Origin of the sequence: Collimonas sp. PA-H2 (assembly GCF_002564105.1) — a bacterium.
In the GTDB taxonomy this organism is placed as follows: domain Bacteria; phylum Pseudomonadota; class Gammaproteobacteria; order Burkholderiales; family Burkholderiaceae_D; genus Collimonas.
Map to the genome: position 1 here is coordinate 463916 of NZ_PDBX01000001.1, position 20643 is coordinate 484558.

The 20643-nt window shown below is 52.6% G+C and carries 18 protein-coding genes; 1 reads left to right on the forward strand and 17 read right to left on the reverse strand.

Features of this window, described 5'->3' with window-relative positions:
• Positions 1-13: 13 nt before the first annotated feature.
• The 14 genes from BCF11_RS02160 to hutU form a co-directional block, all read right to left on the reverse strand.
• Positions 14-1687, reverse strand: a complete 1674-nt coding sequence (locus BCF11_RS02160) for a hypothetical protein (RefSeq protein WP_143751234.1) — start codon at positions 1685-1687, stop codon at positions 14-16.
• Positions 1688-1816: 129 nt separating this feature from the next.
• Entirely contained in the window at positions 1817-2293 is a 477-nt protein-coding gene (locus tag BCF11_RS02165) for a hypothetical protein (protein WP_098493288.1), read from the reverse strand.
• Positions 2294-2314: 21 nt separating this feature from the next.
• Positions 2315-2905 (reverse strand): hypothetical protein, encoded by a 591-nt coding sequence (locus BCF11_RS02170; protein WP_098493289.1) that lies wholly within the window; start codon positions 2903-2905, stop codon positions 2315-2317.
• A 3-nt stretch (positions 2906-2908) separates the two neighbouring features.
• Complete coding sequence (locus tag BCF11_RS02175) at positions 2909-3802, reverse strand: hypothetical protein (RefSeq protein WP_098493290.1); 894 nt, start codon at positions 3800-3802, stop codon at positions 2909-2911.
• Positions 3803-3805: 3 nt separating this feature from the next.
• Positions 3806-4291, reverse strand: a complete 486-nt coding sequence (locus tag BCF11_RS02180) for a hypothetical protein (RefSeq protein WP_098493291.1) — start codon at positions 4289-4291, stop codon at positions 3806-3808.
• Between the two features lie 5 nt (positions 4292-4296).
• On the reverse strand, positions 4297-4785 hold the full coding sequence (locus tag BCF11_RS02185) for a hypothetical protein (protein WP_098493292.1): 489 nt from the start codon (positions 4783-4785) through the stop codon (positions 4297-4299).
• Positions 4786-4882: 97 nt separating this feature from the next.
• The gene (locus BCF11_RS02190; RefSeq protein WP_098497276.1) at positions 4883-5596 is read right to left on the reverse strand and encodes a response regulator transcription factor; all 714 of its coding nucleotides are present in this window, start codon (positions 5594-5596) and stop codon (positions 4883-4885) included.
• Positions 5597-5761: 165 nt separating this feature from the next.
• Positions 5762-7210 carry a DcaP family trimeric outer membrane transporter gene (locus BCF11_RS02195; protein ID WP_143751235.1) on the reverse strand — a complete coding sequence of 483 codons (1449 nt, stop codon included), beginning with the start codon at positions 7208-7210 and terminating at the stop codon, positions 5762-5764.
• Positions 7211-7247: 37 nt separating this feature from the next.
• Complete coding sequence (locus BCF11_RS02200) at positions 7248-8033, reverse strand: amino acid ABC transporter ATP-binding protein (protein WP_304441857.1); 786 nt, start codon at positions 8031-8033, stop codon at positions 7248-7250.
• Positions 8030-8815, reverse strand: coding sequence for an amino acid ABC transporter permease (locus BCF11_RS02205; RefSeq protein WP_098493293.1), 786 nt, complete (start codon positions 8813-8815; stop codon positions 8030-8032). The genes BCF11_RS02200 and BCF11_RS02205 overlap by 4 nt, the downstream gene beginning before the upstream one ends.
• A gap of 60 nt (positions 8816-8875) precedes the next feature.
• On the reverse strand, positions 8876-9640 hold the full coding sequence (locus tag BCF11_RS02210) for an ABC transporter substrate-binding protein (RefSeq protein WP_098493294.1): 765 nt from the start codon (positions 9638-9640) through the stop codon (positions 8876-8878).
• A gap of 663 nt (positions 9641-10303) precedes the next feature.
• Entirely contained in the window at positions 10304-11290 is a 987-nt protein-coding gene (gene hutG, locus BCF11_RS02215) for a formimidoylglutamase (protein WP_098493295.1), read from the reverse strand.
• Between the two features lie 127 nt (positions 11291-11417).
• Entirely contained in the window at positions 11418-12965 is a 1548-nt protein-coding gene (hutH, locus tag BCF11_RS02220; protein ID WP_098493296.1) for a histidine ammonia-lyase, read from the reverse strand.
• A gap of 43 nt (positions 12966-13008) precedes the next feature.
• A complete protein-coding gene (gene hutU / locus BCF11_RS02225) occupies positions 13009-14727 on the reverse strand; it encodes a urocanate hydratase (RefSeq protein ID WP_098493297.1) in 1719 nt (572 codons plus the stop codon).
• 208 nt (positions 14728-14935) lie between these two features.
• Between hutU and hutC the strand changes: the two genes are divergently transcribed.
• Positions 14936-15649 carry a histidine utilization repressor gene (hutC, locus tag BCF11_RS02230; RefSeq protein WP_098497279.1) on the forward strand — a complete coding sequence of 238 codons (714 nt, stop codon included), beginning with the start codon at positions 14936-14938 and terminating at the stop codon, positions 15647-15649.
• 150 nt (positions 15650-15799) lie between these two features.
• Here hutC and BCF11_RS02235 read toward each other — a convergent pair whose 3' ends face one another.
• Genes BCF11_RS02235 through BCF11_RS02245 form a run of 3 tightly spaced genes read right to left on the reverse strand, consistent with a single transcriptional unit; the run spans position 15800 to position 20520 of the window.
• The gene (locus BCF11_RS02235) at positions 15800-18163 is read right to left on the reverse strand and encodes a hypothetical protein (protein WP_098493298.1); all 2364 of its coding nucleotides are present in this window, start codon (positions 18161-18163) and stop codon (positions 15800-15802) included.
• Position 18164: 1 nt separating this feature from the next.
• A complete protein-coding gene (locus BCF11_RS02240) occupies positions 18165-18995 on the reverse strand; it encodes a hypothetical protein (protein ID WP_098493299.1) in 831 nt (276 codons plus the stop codon).
• Positions 18982-20520, reverse strand: coding sequence for a hypothetical protein (locus BCF11_RS02245; protein ID WP_098493300.1), 1539 nt, complete (start codon positions 20518-20520; stop codon positions 18982-18984). Before BCF11_RS02245 ends, BCF11_RS02240 begins: the two co-directional genes overlap by 14 nt.
• Positions 20521-20643 lie beyond the last annotated feature (123 nt).

Genomic DNA, 20643 nt, shown 5'->3' on the forward strand with positions numbered 1-20643 from the left:
CAATGTGGGTGGATTAGTCGAGATTGATCACTTCGATGACAGCACATCCCATCGCGGACGGGAGATGTGGATTGACTGCCGTGAAATTGCGCGCATAGAAGCCCTGCTTGTAGCGTTGGTCTTCGTCGGCGTTCATGTTGATCAACATCGGCGCCACGGCGTCGCCGAGGACGAACGGGTTGCGCGCCACCTGGGTCGAACGGCCGATACAAATGATCCGCGATGTTTTATGGTCCACATCCACAATACGCGGCGAGTAGTACACCTCGTACAGGCCAAACAGGCGACCGACGCGATAGATGCCAGGCCGCGCAGTGACGCCCGATGGCGTAAACAACGTGCTAGGCAGGCCCAGGAGCATCGCCGCCATCTTCTTCGACACGTACAAATGGGTAATGCCGTGATCCATCGTGTCTTCGGCCATCTGCTGGCTGGCTGCACCGAGGATGCAAGAGCCGTCCTGCCAGATCTGTGCGCGGGTCTTTTCCAGACCTTGGGTATCCCACTTGAAATCCCAGACCATGGCATTGTTGGCGCCAATCCGCGCGGCCTTCTCCAACACCTGGTAGTGACGCTCATTGGCGAACTGGTTACGAATGGCCAGCATGGACTCGCCCATGGGATTCAAGCCGATTTCATTGGCCATCTGCGTTTGGCTATCTGTCGATACAAAGGCGTTGGCCTTCCATGGCGAGGCGCGCAAGATAAAGCGCGTCGCAATGGTATTGACGATCGGGATAATGCCTTTGTTGTTCTCGAAGTCGATCACCGCTTCAGCAATCACTGGGGTGTTCGCTGGCAAGGCCGGTACAGTCGTCACTTTCACCGCGCCGGTATCCGAATTCATCGAACCGGACACGGTAAAGAGCGTACTGCCCAGACGCACATAGCCACTGATCGGCGAGGCAGACGCCGGCGCGTCCGCGCTGGTTTCCTTCGCCACTGGCAAACCGTTGATGTAGATGATGGTACGGCCCTTGAGCAACTTGGCCGACGGCGCATCCTGGTCGCAGGTATCCGCGGTCAGTTGAATCGGCGTCACCTTACCGCCGAAGTCGTCACCGGTGCGTTTCAGCAAGTGGGTGCGCTGTGCCGAGGTATAGGCTCGACCGCTCAAGACACCATCCATCAGGTCACCGGCACCATAATGGCCGAAGGTGCTACCAGCTTCATGCGAGACGATCACCAGCGGCGCTTCATTGGAGCCGATATCGGCAGGTAGGTAATTGGCAACCGGAATGGCTTCGGCCATTGCTGCCGTGATCGAGATTACGGCGCGATTTTGCTGCAGCGACATCGGATCGTGCGCCAAGTTAGACGCCGAGTCGAGCTTATACCTGGATCGGGCATTTTCTGAGGTTGCATAGGCTTGATGAATAGCCCATTGCAACACGTCTGCGGTTGGCTCGACGCCATGTTCCGCTTCGTAGAAGGCTGCGCCATCCAGAATTGCTCCCGCGATGCCGGCACGGCCATCGCCCGACTCATCGAAGAGGATCTGCAGGTCCTCTGGAACCTCGACACCAGTAATCGATGCGGACAGGCTCTGTGCATCGGCAATGAATGCGCCGGCGCTGGCAGAATCAAACACGCCGGTGCTGCTGACCGCCGTTTCCTTCAACTTCGTGTAAAACGTACTGACTTTTTCTGTTTTTGCGTTGTTATATTCCGCATGTTGCTTTGGCATAGATCACCCTTGTCGTAATTAAGATTTGCCCCAATGTCGGCGCAGGTGAAGTACCCACGCGGTATGTGCAATTCCATTATTACGCGGTGACGTAGTGCTACTTTTGAAGGTTTTCCATCTTCGCGGGATTTAGGCCAATGCCGCAATATCCTCCGTGATGGCAGCAATGGCGACATCCAGTGCAGCCGATTTTTCCTGCAGGGCGATCTCCATTTTGGGCGCCGCCGTGCGTATGCTGTCCGGCAACTGGATACGCACCTTCGCCATGGCGGCCTGGAACTTGGAACGGCCGGCATCCATCATGCCGACCATCTCGCCAATGGCGGCCACCTGGTCGTCCTGATGCTTGAGCGGCACGACCTTCCCATTCAGTTTCACTTGAAAAATATCCCCCGATTGTTTAATGGAAAACGTCACCACCTGGCTATCGGCGAACGTCAGTACCATTTCCCGGTAGGACACGCCGGATGAGCGTTTGATATTGGGAGAGATGTCGCCCTGGACAATGTGCGAGCCCGCACGCGCGAAGTAGCGCACTACCGCGCGAGTTGCTGCATCTTTCTTGCTGCCCATGTCGTCAAAACTGAAAATGAGGTTCTTTGCCATTTCTTTCCTAAGTGAATTTGATTATGCTTTTGCCGGGCCAGTAGGTGGGCCGTCGTGTTCTTCGTGACGGTGCGATTCGACCCCGATGCCATTGCTGATAATCTCGCCACCAGTATTCTCAATACCGCCTTGTATCTTGGCCGATGCCCCGCCGCTGCCGGAACCTGCCAACCCGCCTTGATACGTGAGCAGTCCAATGGAAGTAACCTTTTCGGAAAACGTTGCCTGCGGCGTTTTAACGTCGACCATTTCACTGGCATTGATCTCGTAGCGCGCGCAGTTAACGCGAAATATCCCGTCCGCGGTCAGCTCGATATTCGCGTGATGCCAGCGCCGCCAGTCAATCGCGTTGCCGGCCCTAGCATTGCGAAAGCCGGTAATGATCGGGTAGCGCGGGTCGCCACCCTCGAATGCCAGCCACACCAGATCGCCTGGTAGGATCTCAATTTCGGTCGCATGGCTGGCCGCACGGCTCTTGTCGCCAATCGGATATTCAATCTCCGCCAACGGCAGCACATCGGCGCCATCCGTCAGGCCGGGAATCTCGACACGGCACTCGCGCGAGGCCGCCAAGTAGGACCGGACGATGCCGGGAACACGGGAAGGCAGCATGACTTACTCTTCCAAAGTGCCAAGCCAGAACTTGGAATACAGGCGGCAATCACCGCCGTCCGATCCACTCTCGAAGGCATGAGCAGCGGTGATGATGGCGTAGTTGACACGTTCTATCTGGATGACCTTGCCGGCATTGACGGTCGGCAGATAGTCAGATTTCAAGATTTTTTTCTGAATCAAGGCGCGCGTCATGTTCCACAGAATGCGGGTATCGGTCCTTGGCTGATAACCGATAGCACGCACTTTGGAACGATTGCCATAGACAAATGCGCCGGAGGCATCAATCGAAAAGAAAGACGGCACCTCGTGGCGCTCCATGAAGCCGCTATCGATATTCTCAGTCGTATCTTGCTCCAAGCGCAATATCGGCTCTTGCTTGAAAATGTCCTGCAGGCGAATGAACGTGACTTCACGACCATCGGTATAAATCGCTCCGCCCTCTTCCTGCAGCACCTTGGCGACTTCGTAGCTCGGCACGCCGCCGGCGTAACAGGCAAAGCGGGCAATCGGATAGTCCGCATTAATTTTGACGCGCGCGCCGCATGCGCCGTAAATACTGCCCAGCGTCGCGCTCTCCTTGATCACTGCCGTCTTACGACGGAAGGCTATTTGATGACATGGATCAAACAGCGCCACAATGTGCAAAGCAGCCATCTGGTCGCTTCCCTGGACGTTGGCCGACACCTTGCTGCGTTGAACCTGAACGATACGAAATTCGTAGCCCTCACTAGCTATGCGGATGGTTTCACCTTGCTTGAGCCCCGCGACCGTTGCGTCGGTCGCTCTGACGATCGCTTCCAGCGTCATCGGCACCGGCGCCAGATCGGAATGCAAGCAGGCGCTCAGCAGCAGATCGCCGCGCAGCACCGTACCGGAGGACAAAATCAGTTGCATGCGCTATACCGTCACGATAGGCATGCAGAACATCAAGCGCTGCACGTCCGTCTCTTTTTGGACGATGTCCTGGGCAATCTCGGATGCCGAGCGGCCATAGACGTCCACACCCAGTGAGCGGGACGCTTCCAGGTAGACGGCGTTTTCTCGCTCGACGTAGAGGATGAACAATGAACGCACAATCGCCCATTCGCTCTGCGTCAACGGCGTATCTAGCTCTACGAAATCGCTCGAGGGATACAGGTTGTCCGGAACGGGAAAGCGCGGATACGACGATGAAGACTCCCAGGGGTCACGCGCCTCAGACGGCATTACTGCGACGGGAACCGCCGGCAGTAAAGCATCAAACGGCCCGTAGCCGCCGCAGTATCTGGCGGCGGCCAGCGCCTGTGCAAGCACCGTTTCTTCTTCTAGCACGATGCCTACCGGGCGCTCTGCTCCGCAAAAGAGCAATGCCAGCGCCTTCAGCGTTTTAGAAAACTCCCCCATGGCGCTTAAGTATTGCCCGGAATTTCTTCGTTGAAGTAATGGAAAAACAGCGTTCCCGAGATATTGAGCACCTGCGAACGGTTTTCCCAATCGCGGTCTGGGTTATCCAGCTGGATGAAGCAGTCGTAGATCGGTTTAGCGACGGAGAACTTGGACGGCGTGCCTTCGTACACCTTGGCATTGAACTTGCCGCCGGTACGGATCAGGTTCAGCATCATTTTGGAGACATGACCGGCCTTGGTCTCCATCAAGGTGATTTGGCCTTGCTGATTGATTTTGACCTGCTGCGCCTCCCACTTCGCCGCGCCGAGCGGCATGGGGATTTCAATTTCGCCGGCGCTGGAGAGCTCAGGCCACGGAAACTGCTTGGTCAACAGCCACATCTGCTCAAAGCCCTCGATTTCAAAGGCGGCATCGCTGGAGATAGCTTTGTCGCCCATCGCCCGGGTGGTGTTGTAGAGGCTCTGCAGGTAAGCTGGATTGGATACGGTCATGGTGCCCTCAAGCGGGTAAGTTAGATAATGCGCCTAACTTTACCGGCTCATAAAGGCCAAGAACGAGGAGGTTTTCCATCTTCGGTATATAAAGATGTTAGGAATTCTCTTCGCTAATTCCTATAGGGTTTATTTTCTCTAGTCGGTAACCATAGCAATAGACAGTAGCGAGTCGATAGCCATTTTCTGGTCGTAGTTGTAGTTTAGTCCGTAAGCGGGAAACATGTGTATCAATGGTACGGGATGAAATGGCTATGCCGCGCGACCATACCGTCTCAAGGATATAGGTACGTGAAAGCGCATGATCCAGATTTCTAAAAAACAACAATGCAAGTTCAAATTCCTTTTGCGTAATCTCGATGAATTTGCCCGCCAAGATCAAGCGACCGGCGCGTGTTTCGAATAGATAATCGCCAAATGCGAGTTTATTACTCAAATTTTGAATTGGATAGGCGCGTCGTAACAAGGCTTGTACGCGCGCAATCAGTTCACCATGGCGGATCGGTTTGATTATGTAGTCGTCGGCCCCCGCCGCCAGGGCTGCAACGATGTCATCCTCACTCGCACGACTGGTGATAAACAAGACTGGCAGAATCTTGGGAAATTTTTCTCTTATCCAGAGTAATACCTCGATTCCACTGAAATCTGGTCCTAGCCAATCTAGAATCAACATATCGTAGCTCTCTCTACGCAGCTGCTCCAATATTTCTTTACCGCTTTGATACGAATGACAAACATGTCCGACGGACGCGAGTACTTGGCAACTTAACCCGGTTTGACTGGAATCGTCATAAAGCACAGCAATTTTCATATAGTCCGCTCGTACCCGCCGGAGCCATCTACTAAGGTGAATGGCAACAAACACCAAAAATAGCAACTTGCCGTTGAAATACTCTCCAATCGCATTAAAGTCATTGGTGAGTGAATAGGGGCCACAAAAAAGCTCCGCGTCCGAAGCCTTTTTGTTTTTAATCTGCTAGAAATGGTATTTGGCCGACAGATCAACACGACTCATATAAGCCGTCTCATCGGCCAAGGTCTTACGCCGACCAAAGATGTACTCGGCACCAATATCAATATTCGTAACTGGATTCCAGATTAAGCCCAGATGCGACTGCAGAAGCTCACGATTAATCGCAAAATTACCTAAAGCGCCGTTACCGCTGCCTAAACCGTTGGCCATGGCGAAAGCAGTGTAGTCGTTGTTGAAATTGCGCTGAAATCCAATCGATCCATTAAAGCGCAAGGTAGCAGACGGCTTATGCTGATAACCGAGTACTACGCCGACTATTTTTTCAAGCAATAATTTGTGATTGACATCGTCGAAGAAGGCACCTTCAACATAGTTGAAGTAGCGGCCGATACCGGTACCGCCAGTAATCGCCCAGTTCATGGAATCGTCCCCCCAGGTTTTGTAAGTGCCGCTCGCGGCTACGCCATAGCCACGACGCGACAAAGAGATACTAGCACCGTCATTGAGGCGATTCTCTTGCGTCACCCCACGCAAGCTCACTGCGCCCCAGTCGAACGTCTTATCCCAACGCCCGACCAGATCCGGAACATGCGAAAAACCATTGGTATCGACTGCCCCGGTTCTGTCGAGCACGTAACTCACCGAATTTTCCAGAGCTACACTGAACTTGCCAAAATCCTTGGTCGGATAGGAGTAACGGATTTGCGGCTGACGGATAAATGTTGAACCAATAGGTCCGTTGAAATCGACAGTTTCAGGGGCATTATCAACGTCCATGAAAGTTGACCAGGTCTGACCGATCAGGAAACCATTGAATTGGCCATAAGCCTCGCGCAGACGGAAATTGTAGCTATTGGTTGACTGCTGTGTATAAATATTCGCCGCAGTGCCTGATACCGCAGAATTGCCGGTGCGTGGGTCGTTGTTGAAATCACCTTCGACCTTGATACTGATCGGGCCATAAGAACTTGGCGTGCTAGTCTCAATGCCGAAACGCGATGTGCGTGCCGTCAAATAATCGCGGCCGGTTTTATTGGCTGAAATCGACGGGTCGTTCGGCCCTGCCGCGACACCGCGTAGCGGCGCATACGCCAAAAAAGTGGAATAGTCATTGCTGGAATTGTCGCCGCGCATTTCATGCGCCCAATTGAGCTCGCCAAATCCATAAAGATGCACAGAGGTTTCGGAATTGGGTAGACGGAAAGAACCCGGAATATCGCCAGCTACCACTGCATCCTTGCTGCTCAACTCGACCTGCGCTATCCGATCAACTAAATCCTGCTGTGGCGCTACCGATTTGGCCTTTGTGAGCTGATTCAATTGTTCGCTCAGGCGTTTGATTTCCGCGCGCATTTGTTCAAAGTCTTGTGCTGTCTGCGCGTAGGATGGAATAATGATGCCAGAGAAAATGAATACGATAGACGTACTCAGGCATGTGTACTTCAATTTCATTTCTGTCTCCTGATTAATTGTTTTATCTTTTTCGTTACTAACTAATTTTTCCGACGAATGCACGAATCCGTTCATTGCGTGCATTGCTAAAAAATTCCGCGGGCGGTGCCTCTTCGAGAATTTCGCCTTTTTCGAAAAAAATGACACGATCCGCCACTTCGCGAGCAAAGCCCATTTCGTGAGTGACGACGATCATGGTCATACCGGAACGTGCCAAATCTTTCATCACGTCGAGCACCTCTTTGATCATCTCAGGATCGAGTGCACTGGTCGGCTCGTCAAATAGCATCACTTTTGGCTGCATCGCCAGCGCCCGGGCAATCGCCACACGCTGTGCTTGTCCACCAGAAATCTGGTGTGGATACTTGTGCGCATGATCCGCCAACCCCACTTTCGCCAGTAGCTCCTGGGCAGCTACTTCAGCCTGGGCACGCGTGACATCACGCAAGCGACGTGGTGCCAGGGTCACGTTGTCCAGTACTGTCAAATGTGGAAAAAGATTAAAACTCTGGAACACCATACCCACTTCACGTCGTACAGCATCGATATGCTTGAGATCAGCATTGAGTTCAATACCATCGATCACGATGTTGCCGGTGTCGTGAGTTTCTAGTCGATTCAACATCCGCAGAAATGTGGACTTTCCCGACCCTGATGCGCCGATAATGACCGTCACCTCTCCTTGATAAAATGCGGTGGACACATCCTTGATGACATGGAAACTGCCAAAGTGCTTGTTCACCTTATCTGCCGTAATCAATGGCGTTTTTTCGCTAGACTGTAGCGTGCGGTCTACGGAGTTCATTATTTTTTCCTCGATCATTGATGACGCTCCACATCTAATTGCCGCTCAATAGCTCCCGAAATCTGGGTAAGCGCCGTAGTCAAGATCAAGTAAATGGAAGCAGTCGTGATGAAAACCGGAATCGGTTGGAACGTGACGGACTGGATGCGATTGCCAATATTCGACAATTCCACGACGCCAATCACGTATGCCAGACTGGAGTCTTTCAGCAACGACACGAAATTATTGACCAAAGGCGGCAACGCAATCCGGAAGCTTTGCGGAAAAATCACATCACGAAAGGTTTGAAACGGGCTCAATCCCAATGAGCGTGCCGCTTCAGTCTGGCCCTTGTTGATCGCCAGGATGCCTGCACGAATAGCTTCCGCGTTGTAGGCGCCGGCGTTTAAAGCCAGTGCTACCACTGCTGAATTGAAGTCAGATAACTCTAGCCCCGGTACCAAACCTGGCAAGGCTAGGAAGACAAACAACACCTGTACGAGTAATGGTGTGCCGCGGATGGCCCAAACATAAAAATTGGCCATCCACCGAAATGGTGGGAATTTGGATAGTTTGGCCAGCGCAGCAAGTATGCCGAGCAGGATACCGATTGTGCCGGAGACGACGGTAAGCGCCATCGTGACTCGCGCACCTTCAGCGAATTGAATTGCCGCCGATTTGATAGGCTCTGGCATCCAGCTGAGCGGAATGGTCATTAGCCATAAAAATGCGACCAGACCCGCGGTCACCAATGCAATGGCAATAGCGCTACGCCGTTCGCGCGACCAGGCGACAGGAAAAAGTGTGATTGCAGCTCTCAATTAGCTCTCCTCTATAACTGAACTGTGCGACAAGGCAGTATTACTGGGCTGTAAAATTGATTAATGACATTGAATATCTTCATGCATATATTTTTCAGTGATGGCGTGATATGTGCCATCGAGCATGATTTCTGCCAGTGCCTTATTGATAGCTGTATCAAGAGAGCTATTTCCCTTTTTAATGGCGGCCGCAATTTTTTCGACAAAAAGGTAATCTCCTTTTTTCAGTCCAGAATTTGGGCTAGCTTCCAGTGCGGCCTTGACAGCAAACCGATCGCTCACCCACGCATCAACTCGACCATTCATCAAGGCAGAACGTGCATCCGGATCCTGCGGGAAATTTTTTACTTCTTTAATGGCAGGCAGCTTTCTGAGGCTATCCATGTAGGTCGTGCCGGTTAGCACTGCGACCGTTTTGCCGTTTAAGGACTCGACCGTATGTATGGCAGCGTCCTTGGAGACAATGACACCGCCACTGCAATAAATCGGATTACTGAAAGAGACTGCCTTGGCGCGCTCCTCCGTAATGCCGATCGAATCCATCACCATGTCCCAACGATCTTGACGCAGACCCGACAGCAGCGCGTCGAATGACAAAGCTTTCCATTCCACGGGCACGCCCATTTTTTTTGCAATCGCCTCGCCAAGTTCGATGTCTAAGCCGGTTAGTTTTGAACCTTGAAAATAACTAAATGGCGGATAAGTGCCTTCTGTGGCAATGACAATCTTCCCGTCCTTTTTAATTTCCTCGAATGAGCGCGCCTGCACAGCCGCACACACCACCAGACTTGCCATCGCTGTTACTAAGAATTTGATCGTCTTCATGTGTCCTCCAATTGGATGTTTTACTGATGAATACCTTTTTTGTACTTCAAACGTACGCGGACTAAGATCCGTCTCTTATCAAATAATAATTATCATAAAGGAAATTTATTTAGTCGCCCTTTTTGATTTCTTTTACGCAACCCCGATTTGCCGCCTCACCAATGAAACGCTGCGGCATTGCCTTGATGTCTTAGTTATATTGTCTATATTTTTACCGTAAATTCTCATAAGTTGAATATACCAATATGAGATTAAATCAAAATAAAAGTATATACAACTAAAATTAAATTAAAAACGAAAATAGTGGCCGTCAACCTACATTCGATTGATACGAAGAACGGCGAGATTGGCTTCAGGCAACGAATTGAAGCAATTATCGAAAATAAAAATCATTGGGGAATTTGGCAAAACGCCAACGAGAAAGCAACACACGAAATGCCGTTACACGCTGATTTGATTGCATAGAAGTCCCACGCGCATTGAATGTTTTTGAGAGCGGCCGATAAGGCCTGATAAGAAAGCCGACATCGCAACACAGGTGCTGCAGATGTGCTAATTGAAATTTCCTGACCAGCCGTTGATTCAATCGTCGCGCCCGCTATTTTTAGCGCACGCTAGGCCTTAATCGGATCAACCGAGAATTTCCCTAACCAACGACACTACTCAAGCTGCCATGTTGTTGGCTATCCGCGCCACCAGACGGGCCGCGATACGCGCACTGCGGTTGTCAATATCATGTACTGGATTCAACTCGGCGACATCTGCGAGCCGCAATTTACCGGACATGGTCACGATATCCAGCAAAGATTCGACCGTCTCCAAGGCGACGCCATACACGGCGGGTGCGCTAACGCCGGGCATCACCGAGGCGGGAAGAACGTCCAGGCAGATAGTAAAATAAACGTCATCGACCTCATCCAAAAACTGTTGCAGCGTTACTGCGGTTTCCGATATATTGCTCGCCCCCATGTCTTCATCAAGCCGCCAGACCACACCCAATTGTTCCGCTCGTTCGAACAAGGCTGCGGTATTAGCGAACGCGCTCACACCTAGACAACAGTAACGGAATGGCCAGCCTCGGGCAACGCAATCTTCGGCAATCTGGCGAAATGGCGTACCTGAACTGGCGCGTTCACCCAGCCGCAAATCAAAATGGGCATCTAGATTGATGATGCCAACGCGAGGCGTCTTTTCTTTTCCTGCTTCCCGTTGAGTAAGATGCGTCGCCAAGCCATTAAAACTGCCATAGGCAATTTCATGTCCTCCACCCAACCCAATCGGAAACAGGCCGTGTGCCAGCAATTCAGCCAGTACGGCAGAGAATGCCATCTGCGCTGCTTCCAAGCCATCCTCTATAACATTCGCGCTAGAGCCGATGCAAATGACATCGCCGGCATCAACTATTGTCTTGCATTGATGTACAGGCATATTACCTAGCGCACTGCGAATTGCATCCGGCCCTTCCTTGGCGCCAACCCGGCCATGATTGCGCGCCACCCCTGCATCGCAGGCAAATCCTAACAAGGCTATGGCTCCGGCTGGAGATGCGCTTGTAATTGGTACGACGATTTGATGCCAGCGTTGACCTTGCTGACCTTCGAGTGCATCAATCCGCCCTCGCCAACGCGTCATGTCGGGCGCCACGTTCATCCACTTCTCCGATGTCGATTGTTAGGAATTACTTGTAAATCGTAAAAATTCAAGGCGTGCCAAGCAGATCACTTCTAACGCGACCGCATTAATGTGCAACACACCCCCAATTTTTTACGGCTTTTTTTTACGCAAACAAAGGCACGAACAATTCCTTGCAGGACGCACTTAACGTGCCGTTAAGTACCAGCCGTTTCGCCGCCTCGATATCCGGGGCAAAGAACCGATCTGAGGCATAGTACGGGACGTGCGCACGCACTACCTTATGCACTTGCTCCAATGCTGAAGAACTTGTCAATGGACGATGAAAATCAAGCCCTTGTGCAGCAGCCAGCAATTCGATGCCAACAATTACCGCGGTGTTGTGAGCCATCTCGTGCAAACGCCTCGCAGCGAAAGTTGCCATACTTACATGATCCTCCTGATTGGCTGACGTCGGCAAACTGTCGACGCTGGCTGGATGCGCCATTGATTTGTTCTCCGAAGCTAGAGCAGCGGCGGTCACATGGGCGATCATGAACCCAGAATTGACGCCGGGGTCCCTGACCAGGAACGGTGGCAATCCTGATAGCGAGGCATCGATCAGCAAAGCAATCCGACGTTCTGACAAAGCACCTATTTCAGCGATCGCCAGTGCCAGCGTGTCTGCCGCAAACGCAACCGGCTCCGCATGAAAATTACCGCCGGAAATAACGGTGCTGTGTTCAGCATCGGCAAAAATCAAAGGATTGTCGGTAACCGCATTAGCTTCTATGAGCAAGGTGCGCGCAGCATTGTTGATGATATCGATACAAGCGCCCATGACTTGCGGCTGGCAACGCAGACTGTATGGATCCTGTACGCGTTCATCTTCCACAAAATGCGATTCTCGGATAGCGCTACCTGTCAGCAGCTTACGATAGATCTTTGCTGACGCAATTTGGCCAAGTTGTCCTCGCACTTCATGCACGCGCGGATCGAACGGCGCGTCGCTGCCTTTAGCCGCATCAACCGACAATGCACCAACCACCGTACCAGCTTCCAACATGCGCTCCGCCATGAACAAGCCGTGCAGCGCCAAGGCTGTCGACACCTGAGTACCGTTGATCAGTGCCAGACCTTCTTTCGCAGCCAGCACCACGGGCGCTATGCCGGCCTGTTTCAATGCGTCTCGCGCCGCCACGATTTCCCCATTGACGCGCACATCACCCTCGCCAAGCAAGGCCAGCGTCATATGGGACAATGGCGCCAAATCGCCCGAGGCGCCCACTGATCCTTTCGCAGGAATGGCAGGCATGATTCCCGCATTCACCAAAGCAATAAGGCTATCGATAACCAGCGCCCGGATACCGGAAAAGCCACGCGCCAGGCTACCGATCTTCATCAGCATGATCAGACGTACCACAGAATCGCTCAATAACTCGCCGGTTCCTACCGAATGCGACAGAATCAAGTTGCGCTGCAATTGCTCCAGCTGTGCATCCGGAATACGGGTTTTTGCAAGAATGCCGAAGCCGGTATTAATGCCATAAGCTGCATCGCCGCGCGCGACGATACGCTGTACCGCATCTGCCGACGCATGAATGCCAGGATAAGCTGAAGCCACCAACTTCACTTGCAGGGGCTGCTCCCAGATGTTGCGTAGATTTGCCAGTGAAAATTGGCCCGGCTCTAATATCAATGTTGGTTGTGTCATGAAAGTCTTCGCTAAGTTCGGTTGGCTGGAATGGTAGTGATGTTCAATCAATCATCGGCAGATGCAAATGATTGCGCTTCGCACAATCAACAGCGGTCTCGTATCCGGCATCTGCATGACGCATCACGCCGGAACCACAGTCGTTGATCAATACACGCTCGAGCCGTTTAGCGGCGGCATCAGTCCCATCGGCGACGATCACCATGCCCGAATGCTGTGAGTAGCCCATACCAACACCGCCACCATGGTGCAGCGATACCCAGCTGGCACCCCCCGCGGTATTTAGCAGCGCATTCAGGAGTGGCCAATCGGAAACCGCGTCGGTGCCATCCTTCATACCTTCTGTTTCACGATTGGGACTAGCGACGGATCCAGTATCCAGATGATCGCGGCCAATGACGATCGGTGCTTTCAGTTCACCTGTACGCACCATCTCGTTGAATGCCAGGCCGGCTATATGACGTTCGCCTAGACCAAGCCAGCAAATTCGTGCGGGTAAACCTTGAAATGCAATGCGGTCATGCGCCATGTCCAGCCAATTATGAACGTGCTTATTGCCTGGAAACAGCTCCTTGATCTTGGCATCTGTCTTGTAGATATCTTCCGGATCACCCGACAGTGCCACCCACCTGAACGGCCCTTTGCCTTCACAAAACATTGGACGAATATAGGCAGGTACAAAACCAGGGAAAGCGAACGAATCCTGCACGCCCTGATCAAAGGCAACTTGGCGAATGTTGTTGCCATAGTCAACAGTTGGAATACCCATTGCATGAAAATCGAGCATCGCTTGCACATGTTTCGCACAAGAAGCGGCTGCGTCCCACGTCAAACGAGCATGTTGACTAGTGTCCTGTTGCGCTGCTTTCCATTCGGTGACGCTCCAGCCGGATGGCAAATAACCATTGATCAGATCATGTGCCGAAGTTTGATCGGTCACGAGATCCGGCCGAATGCCTCCCGCCTTGGCGCGTTTAACCAGTTCCGGCAAGATGTCTGCAGCATTGCCCAACAAACCAATCGATATCGCCTCCTTGCGCTCACAATGATGTTGAATCAGTGCAATGGCGTCATCGATATCTTTGGCCTGTTTATCGACATAACGAGTGCGCAGACGAAAATCGATACTGCTTTGCTGGCATTCGATGTTCAGCGACACTGCTCCTGCCAAGGTAGCAGCCAATGGCTGTGCCCCTCCCATGCCACCCAAGCCTGCTGTCAGAATCCAGCGACCACGCCAATCATCGTTGAAATGCTGTTTGCCGGCTTCAACGAAGGTTTCATATGTTCCCTGCACAATCCCTTGGCTACCTATGTAGATCCAGCTACCGGCCGTCATTTGGCCGTACATGAACAGGCCTTTACGATCGAGCTCATTGAAGTGTTCCCAATTTGCCCATTTAGGCACCAGATTCGAATTGGCGATCAGCACTCGCGGTGCATCGGCATGAGTCTTAAACACACCAACCGGCTTACCTGATTGCACCAGCAGAGTTTCGTCGTCATTCAAGTCTTTCAGCACATTCAGAATTTTGTCGAAGCATTCCCAATTACGGGCAGCGCGACCAATGCCGCCATATACCACTAAATGTTTAGGATTTTCTGCCACTTCTGGGTCAAGATTGTTTTGTAGCATCCGATAGGCCGCTTCCGCCTGCCAACTTTTACACACCTTTTCGACACCACGCGGTGCGCGAATGATGCGACTGGCGTCGTAACGAGGATCATGATCCAACTGTAGATTTTCCGATGAGGTGTTCATAGCAAGTTTCTTCTTTCAAGATAAAAACGGACTGAGAATAAGCGGCGCAAAAGGACATAAGCGGAGCAGCCAGCAAATCCTAATTTGTATATACAACTAAGTCAATAATTATTTTATTTGATGATGCATTTGTTGCCGGTGATAAAATATCTAGTTGCAATGACATTAATCGCTCTAGGAAGAGAGCAAAAAGGAGAGTACTTTGGCAATACAAGGTGAGCGAACAGATATACCGATTTTTCAACGTATCAAGGAATACATCCTGAATGAGATTCACTTGGGTCACTGGCGGGAGGGAGATGTAATTCCGACGGAATATGCTCTGTCCAAACAATTCGAGGTGTCGCGCATGACGGTCAACCGTGCATTGCGGGAACTGACATCCGAACAAATATTGAACCGCGTTCAGGGTTCAGGTACGTATGTCGCACAACAAAAATATCAGGCTGCGCTGCTGCAGGTTAAAAATATTGCCGAAGAAATCAGGGGCCGCGGTCACGTCCATAGCAGCAAACTCTATTGTCTTGAACGCAGTAAGGCGAACGAGTCATTAGCCAATCAGTTTGAACTTCGCTATGGTCACCCGTTGTTCCATTCAATCATCGTGCATTTCGAAAACGACACTCCAATTCAGGTTGAAGATCGCTGGGTCAACCCTGATCTTGCGCCGGATTACATGGGATTGGATTTCTCTACAACAACACCTAACGAATACTTAATGACCGCAGCGCCGTTGCAAGGAGCTGATTACCGCATTGAAGCATGTATTGCGCCAAAGGAAATCGCCGAGATGCTGGCCATCAAACCTAAAGACCCCTGCCTTGTTCTCAAACGTAAAACTATCTCCGTCGGAGGCATTGCCTCAGTAGCTATTATGTGGCACCCCGGACATCGCTATCAATTTGCAGGAAGTTTTAGTTAAATTACTATTAAATAATCAGGTCAAAAAATCAAAAATATCTATCGATGATTCTACGCAGATTATAAAAATAAGAGCCAGATTGATGCATCTCGTATTGCATCGCCTTCACCTCTTAATAAATACCATCACACGAGCTACTGAGCTTATTTTTTAGCCTCCTGCAGACATTCCTCCAGTCACCACGTGGGCGATTTTTCTGTCACGCAAATCTTGACCAACATCATACTTAGGCGTCACGACCGTCACCGACGTACTCGACGGCCCGGCATTGAGTTGCGTCGCAGGCGATATTGATGCGATCTCGGGAATATCTGGCATCTTCGCAACAGCAGGCGCGGTCCGTATATTCGGGACGGCAGAGATATTCGGCACAGCCGGCACTTGCGACGTCACCGCCAGCGAAGGAATGACGCTCTTCGCTTGCATCGCTCGCGCATCCTGTGCAAAAAATTCTCCCATGCGCATCTTGTTGCCCATATTTTGATAAGCGGCACCTGCAGAGATCGTCCCGTCACCATACAGGCTTTTGTTGTTCTTGATTACGGTCTCAATCCGCAAGCGTTCACTATCACTCACCTCCCGACCAGCTATCAGCGCATCGCGAACAGACGTTTCTGGACTATTTTTCACGGCTTTCAGGATCCGGCCAGCGTCACCATCGCCGAGATTGTGATACGCGTAGACATTCGCTGCGTCGTCATTCCCGCCTAGCTTTCGTCCCTTATCGATATTCTCCCGGGTAAACTCAGCCAGCATGCCTGCCTGAATTTTCGGATAACTCCGGTATTTCTCCGCATCCTGCTTCGACAATTTCCCGGCGCCATCGACGCCATACTTGCCACCATACTTATTGATCATATCGGTCCATGTACGATCGAGAAATTGACCGTAGCCATGAGCGCTCGACAACTTCTTACCGTTTTTCTGGGTCGGCGCGGCATCCTTATTGAAACCACTCTCGAAATGTGCGATCTGCGCCACCACCCCAGGATCAACGCCAGCAGAACTCGCTCCGCTGACTAAATAGTCCTTTGCAGCGTGCCAGCGCTCATTGACCACACGGCCAATCGGTGCCGCCATCTTGGCAACACGCTCTTGCCCATAATTGGCAGCAGCACCAGCGGCGATCGTCATTGGTTTGACGACATGCTGGTCGACAGCCTCTACAGCAGAGACAGCCGTATTCTTGACTGCCGTAGCCGCATTGGTAACCTTCGCCTTGACGTCGATCCCGGTTTTTTCTTTGACGACATCGTTCGCCGCGTTTCCCACCTGAACAGCGAGATCCTTCACCGCATTCGCGGTATTCCTGGCAATCTCAAATTTGTCTCTAAAGAATCCCGTAATCGCATCCCACTCGTCACTGAATTTTTGAACGCCGGCGTCCCATGTCGCTGCGATTTTGTCGCCAATCTCTTTCCAGTCAAAGGTGGATAGCCATTCCCCTGTAACTTCACCCAGTTTGTCGCCAATCATGCCGCCAATGACCGCACCGACGGGACCGCCAAGCAGCATCCCCAAACCCCCGCCCAACAGCGCACCGATACCGCTGCCGGCACCGGCAAAGCGCCCTTTCCTATTTTTTGCCGGCGCTTTGTCGGGATCATCGTTACCGAACATGCTGGCCAGCGCGGAACCGCCCGCCAGCAGCGCACCCAGCAATGGCAAGCCTCGGAACAACCCTTTACCGAGCCCGAATAGCCCCTTACCACCCTTGCCTAGCAAATTCCCCAACATCCCGAATCCTGGAATTTTTGGCGCCAAACGGCTCAACAATCCTCCTGAGCTAGCGCCGGCAGCGGGCTTCTTCTCAATCGCGGCAAGCTTGCGCAGTTGTGCCTTACTGAATTCAGTTTCGTCCCGACGCAATCCCCGTAACTCTGCCCAGAGTCGCTTGAACCAAATGACCTTCTTCTTTTCCTCCCCATCGCGGCCAAGCATCTTGCCGAAACCGCGTCCGACCGGCGTCACGATCGCACTGAGCTCCTTGGCGGCAGCGATGACCGGATCCACATCGGGCGCACGGTCGATGGCATTCGACGCCATGGCACCCATCGTGCCAATTTTTCTGGGAGTGACCGAAGGCCCCGCAATACCGCCACCTTTTCCATTACCGTCGTGCGGCCGACTAAGGCTTCCGTGCGGTGTACCAGGTGCGTTCGCGCGATCCGCGCGGACGAAGCGGCCATTGGCATCGCGGCGCACAGTTGCTGGAAATGCGGCCCGTAGCACATCCTTGCTGACAACCGCCGTCTTCAGCGATGACATAGGCTGCACAGCCGCCCTGGAGGTAATCTGTACCACCTTCGCAGCCGCGGCGCTTTGACGGCGTGGGAATGCAAGAGCTGGGGCTGTACTGCTCTGGGTAGCCCGTTTAGCGGCAGCAGCGCTTGAGGTGAACGCCTGGCGGATGCCACGCACGTCATCCTGAATAGCCGCCCATAATTTAAGCGCTTCGCTCCAGTCGGCGGGATCGCCCACCAGAAAGCCAAAACGATCGGATTGTATTGCCATATCAAGCTACCGGAAAAAAGGAATCGAACTGCGAGAACGTCATTTGAATTTCTTGCACCGTATCGTCTCGCCGCGACAGGTCAAATTCAATGCTGGCCGGACGCATATACAAAATGCTTTCGTAGCCTCCGCGATTGCTAGCGTCGGTAATGAACGAATGCAAGATGCGGATCTTGACCAGGTATTCGATGGGTACGCCGACACAGCCGTCCCGCTTGGTCGCCGCGGCCGCCTTCGATTCAAACCATTTTTTGAGCGTACCCACCGAATCGTCCATGGTCGTGAGTCGCAGATCGACAGATTCCAAGCTATGTACTGAGTCGATTGAGCCCGATCCCACCCGCACCTTGTCACCAGTAATCGTCCAGGGTGAATAATTTACTTCAGTCGCAAACAAGTTAAACATGCTGGCGCCATCGCCGGCCATCAGTTTAGACACCAGCGATTCCATGCTGGACGGCATCAGATCCGTGACTTCGATCAGAAACAGGTTTTTCTTGGCATACCGGGTTGCTGAGCATTCATCAAATATCGCCTTGGCTTCCGCCGGCGTGATACCGCCCAAGAGCGGTGTCGGCGTGGCCCAATAGGCCGCCAATGCGGCCAGGCCGTCCACCCGCGGGAAATAATTCGCAAGTAGCCCCGAATCCAGGACAGAGAGCGCAGCGCCGCCGAGATCGCCACTCAGCAGTTTATTGCCGACACCCAAGCCCGTATTGACTAGCGCGCCCAAGCGCGGCGGCAGATATTTCTTGGCCTGGCCGATGGCGGCAATGGCGCCCGCGCTCTTCGGCAAGGCAATGCTATTGGCCACGTTGTCAAACAGCCCCAATGTCGCTCTCCTCGGCAGCTTTAGCGACCATAGCCTTGGCATAGGCGGCGGCCTCATCTTCGTCTAGCAACATCTGCTTCGCCAGGAACATGGCGGTCGTCTTCTCATCCAGACCCATCTCTTTGATCTGGGACATGACTTGTGCCAGCATGGCCGCCGAATTCGCCGACTCCAGGCGTGTTCGCTGCTTCTCGGCTTCCATGGCCGAAATCGAACCGTAGAAATTGATGTTCCAGGGACGCTCTTCTTCTGAAAACACGATCCCGTAGCGGTGCATCGTATGCAGATCGATGACGGAATTGAAGAAATCGGACAGCGCGCCACGGATGATGCGGGATTTTTCCGCCACCTGGGCGCTGACACGGAAGAAGCCGCCATCGCCCAAGCCGCCGGATAGCTGATCGGCAAAGCCCAACATCGACAGATCCACGCCCAGCGCGCCACCCAGCAAGCGCGCATGCATCATTACGTCCTCGATCGACAGTTCGCCGTTGCGGCCGGAGTCGCCGACCAGCTGGGATAAATTCGTGAGCTGTTTGTCACCGTGGTACGGCAGCACGGTGGTGAATTTCTCCAGTATCGGCTGCCCATGCTCAATCGCCCACTGCGCACGCTGCTTGGCCTGCTTCAGCATGGTCATGACGCCCTCGCCGAATTTCTTCTTCTGGTCCGCCGTCATGCCGTCACCATTGAATCCCAGGACGCGCTCATCAATGGAATCAGCAAAACGCTGGCCGATCAAGCCAAGCAATGAGGCGTAGAGATGATCGTAGGCTTCTTCGGCCTGGTGCAGAAAGGAGCCGCCCACCATCGACGGCAGGATCGGCAGTTCATCCAGATCGTCCTCCGACAAGGCCATTTTAATGACCTTGTCCTGCACCGCAAACTGCGGCACCCACACCAGCCTCGGCATTTTGAGGCGCAGTAGCTGCGTTGTATCTAGCCGCTCAATCGCCTTGGCGCCGGAATAGACCATATATCCCACGGTACGATTGCCCTTCTCGTAGGCCTGGACCATGGGTGGCCGGACAATTTCACCGAAATACAATTCACGGATACCGCCGCTATCGACGTAGGGGCGCGCGTAGCTATCGCCAAAGGTCGCGCCGTTATAGGCCATGCAATGCGCCATTTGGTTGAGTTTCGGTGTCAGGGCGGCGTCGATCTCATCGACCATCTTGGCGAGTTTGATATTTTTGATCGTCTCGGCTTTTTTCTCGATGAAGACCGTGTTGCCCGTTGTCTCATGGCCGCCGAGCGCGGACGTGACGATCAGCGACAGCGCACCGGACACAATCGGGTCGCCCTCCATAAACGACCATTTCTGATAAATCTGCGCGCGCATGCGGGCGGCGCGGCGGCCAGTACCCAGAAGAGACTGCGATGCTGCCCCAAAATCAAAGGCATAGGGATCATCTTTGCCCAGGTCATCCACCTTCTCGACGTTCCCGGAAAACCATTTTTTTGCCGACGTGCCCATTTTGCCGAAGAGGCCGGGCGCATTCTTCTCAGTGTCTTTTGCCATATCCGCTCTGAATCGTCTGTATTCAGCATTGTCGAGCAAAAAAACTGCTCCACTATTAGGCGGTTTCCATTACAAGAAATCATGGGAATCATCATTTAATGGCACAATCAATCTGTCAATTAT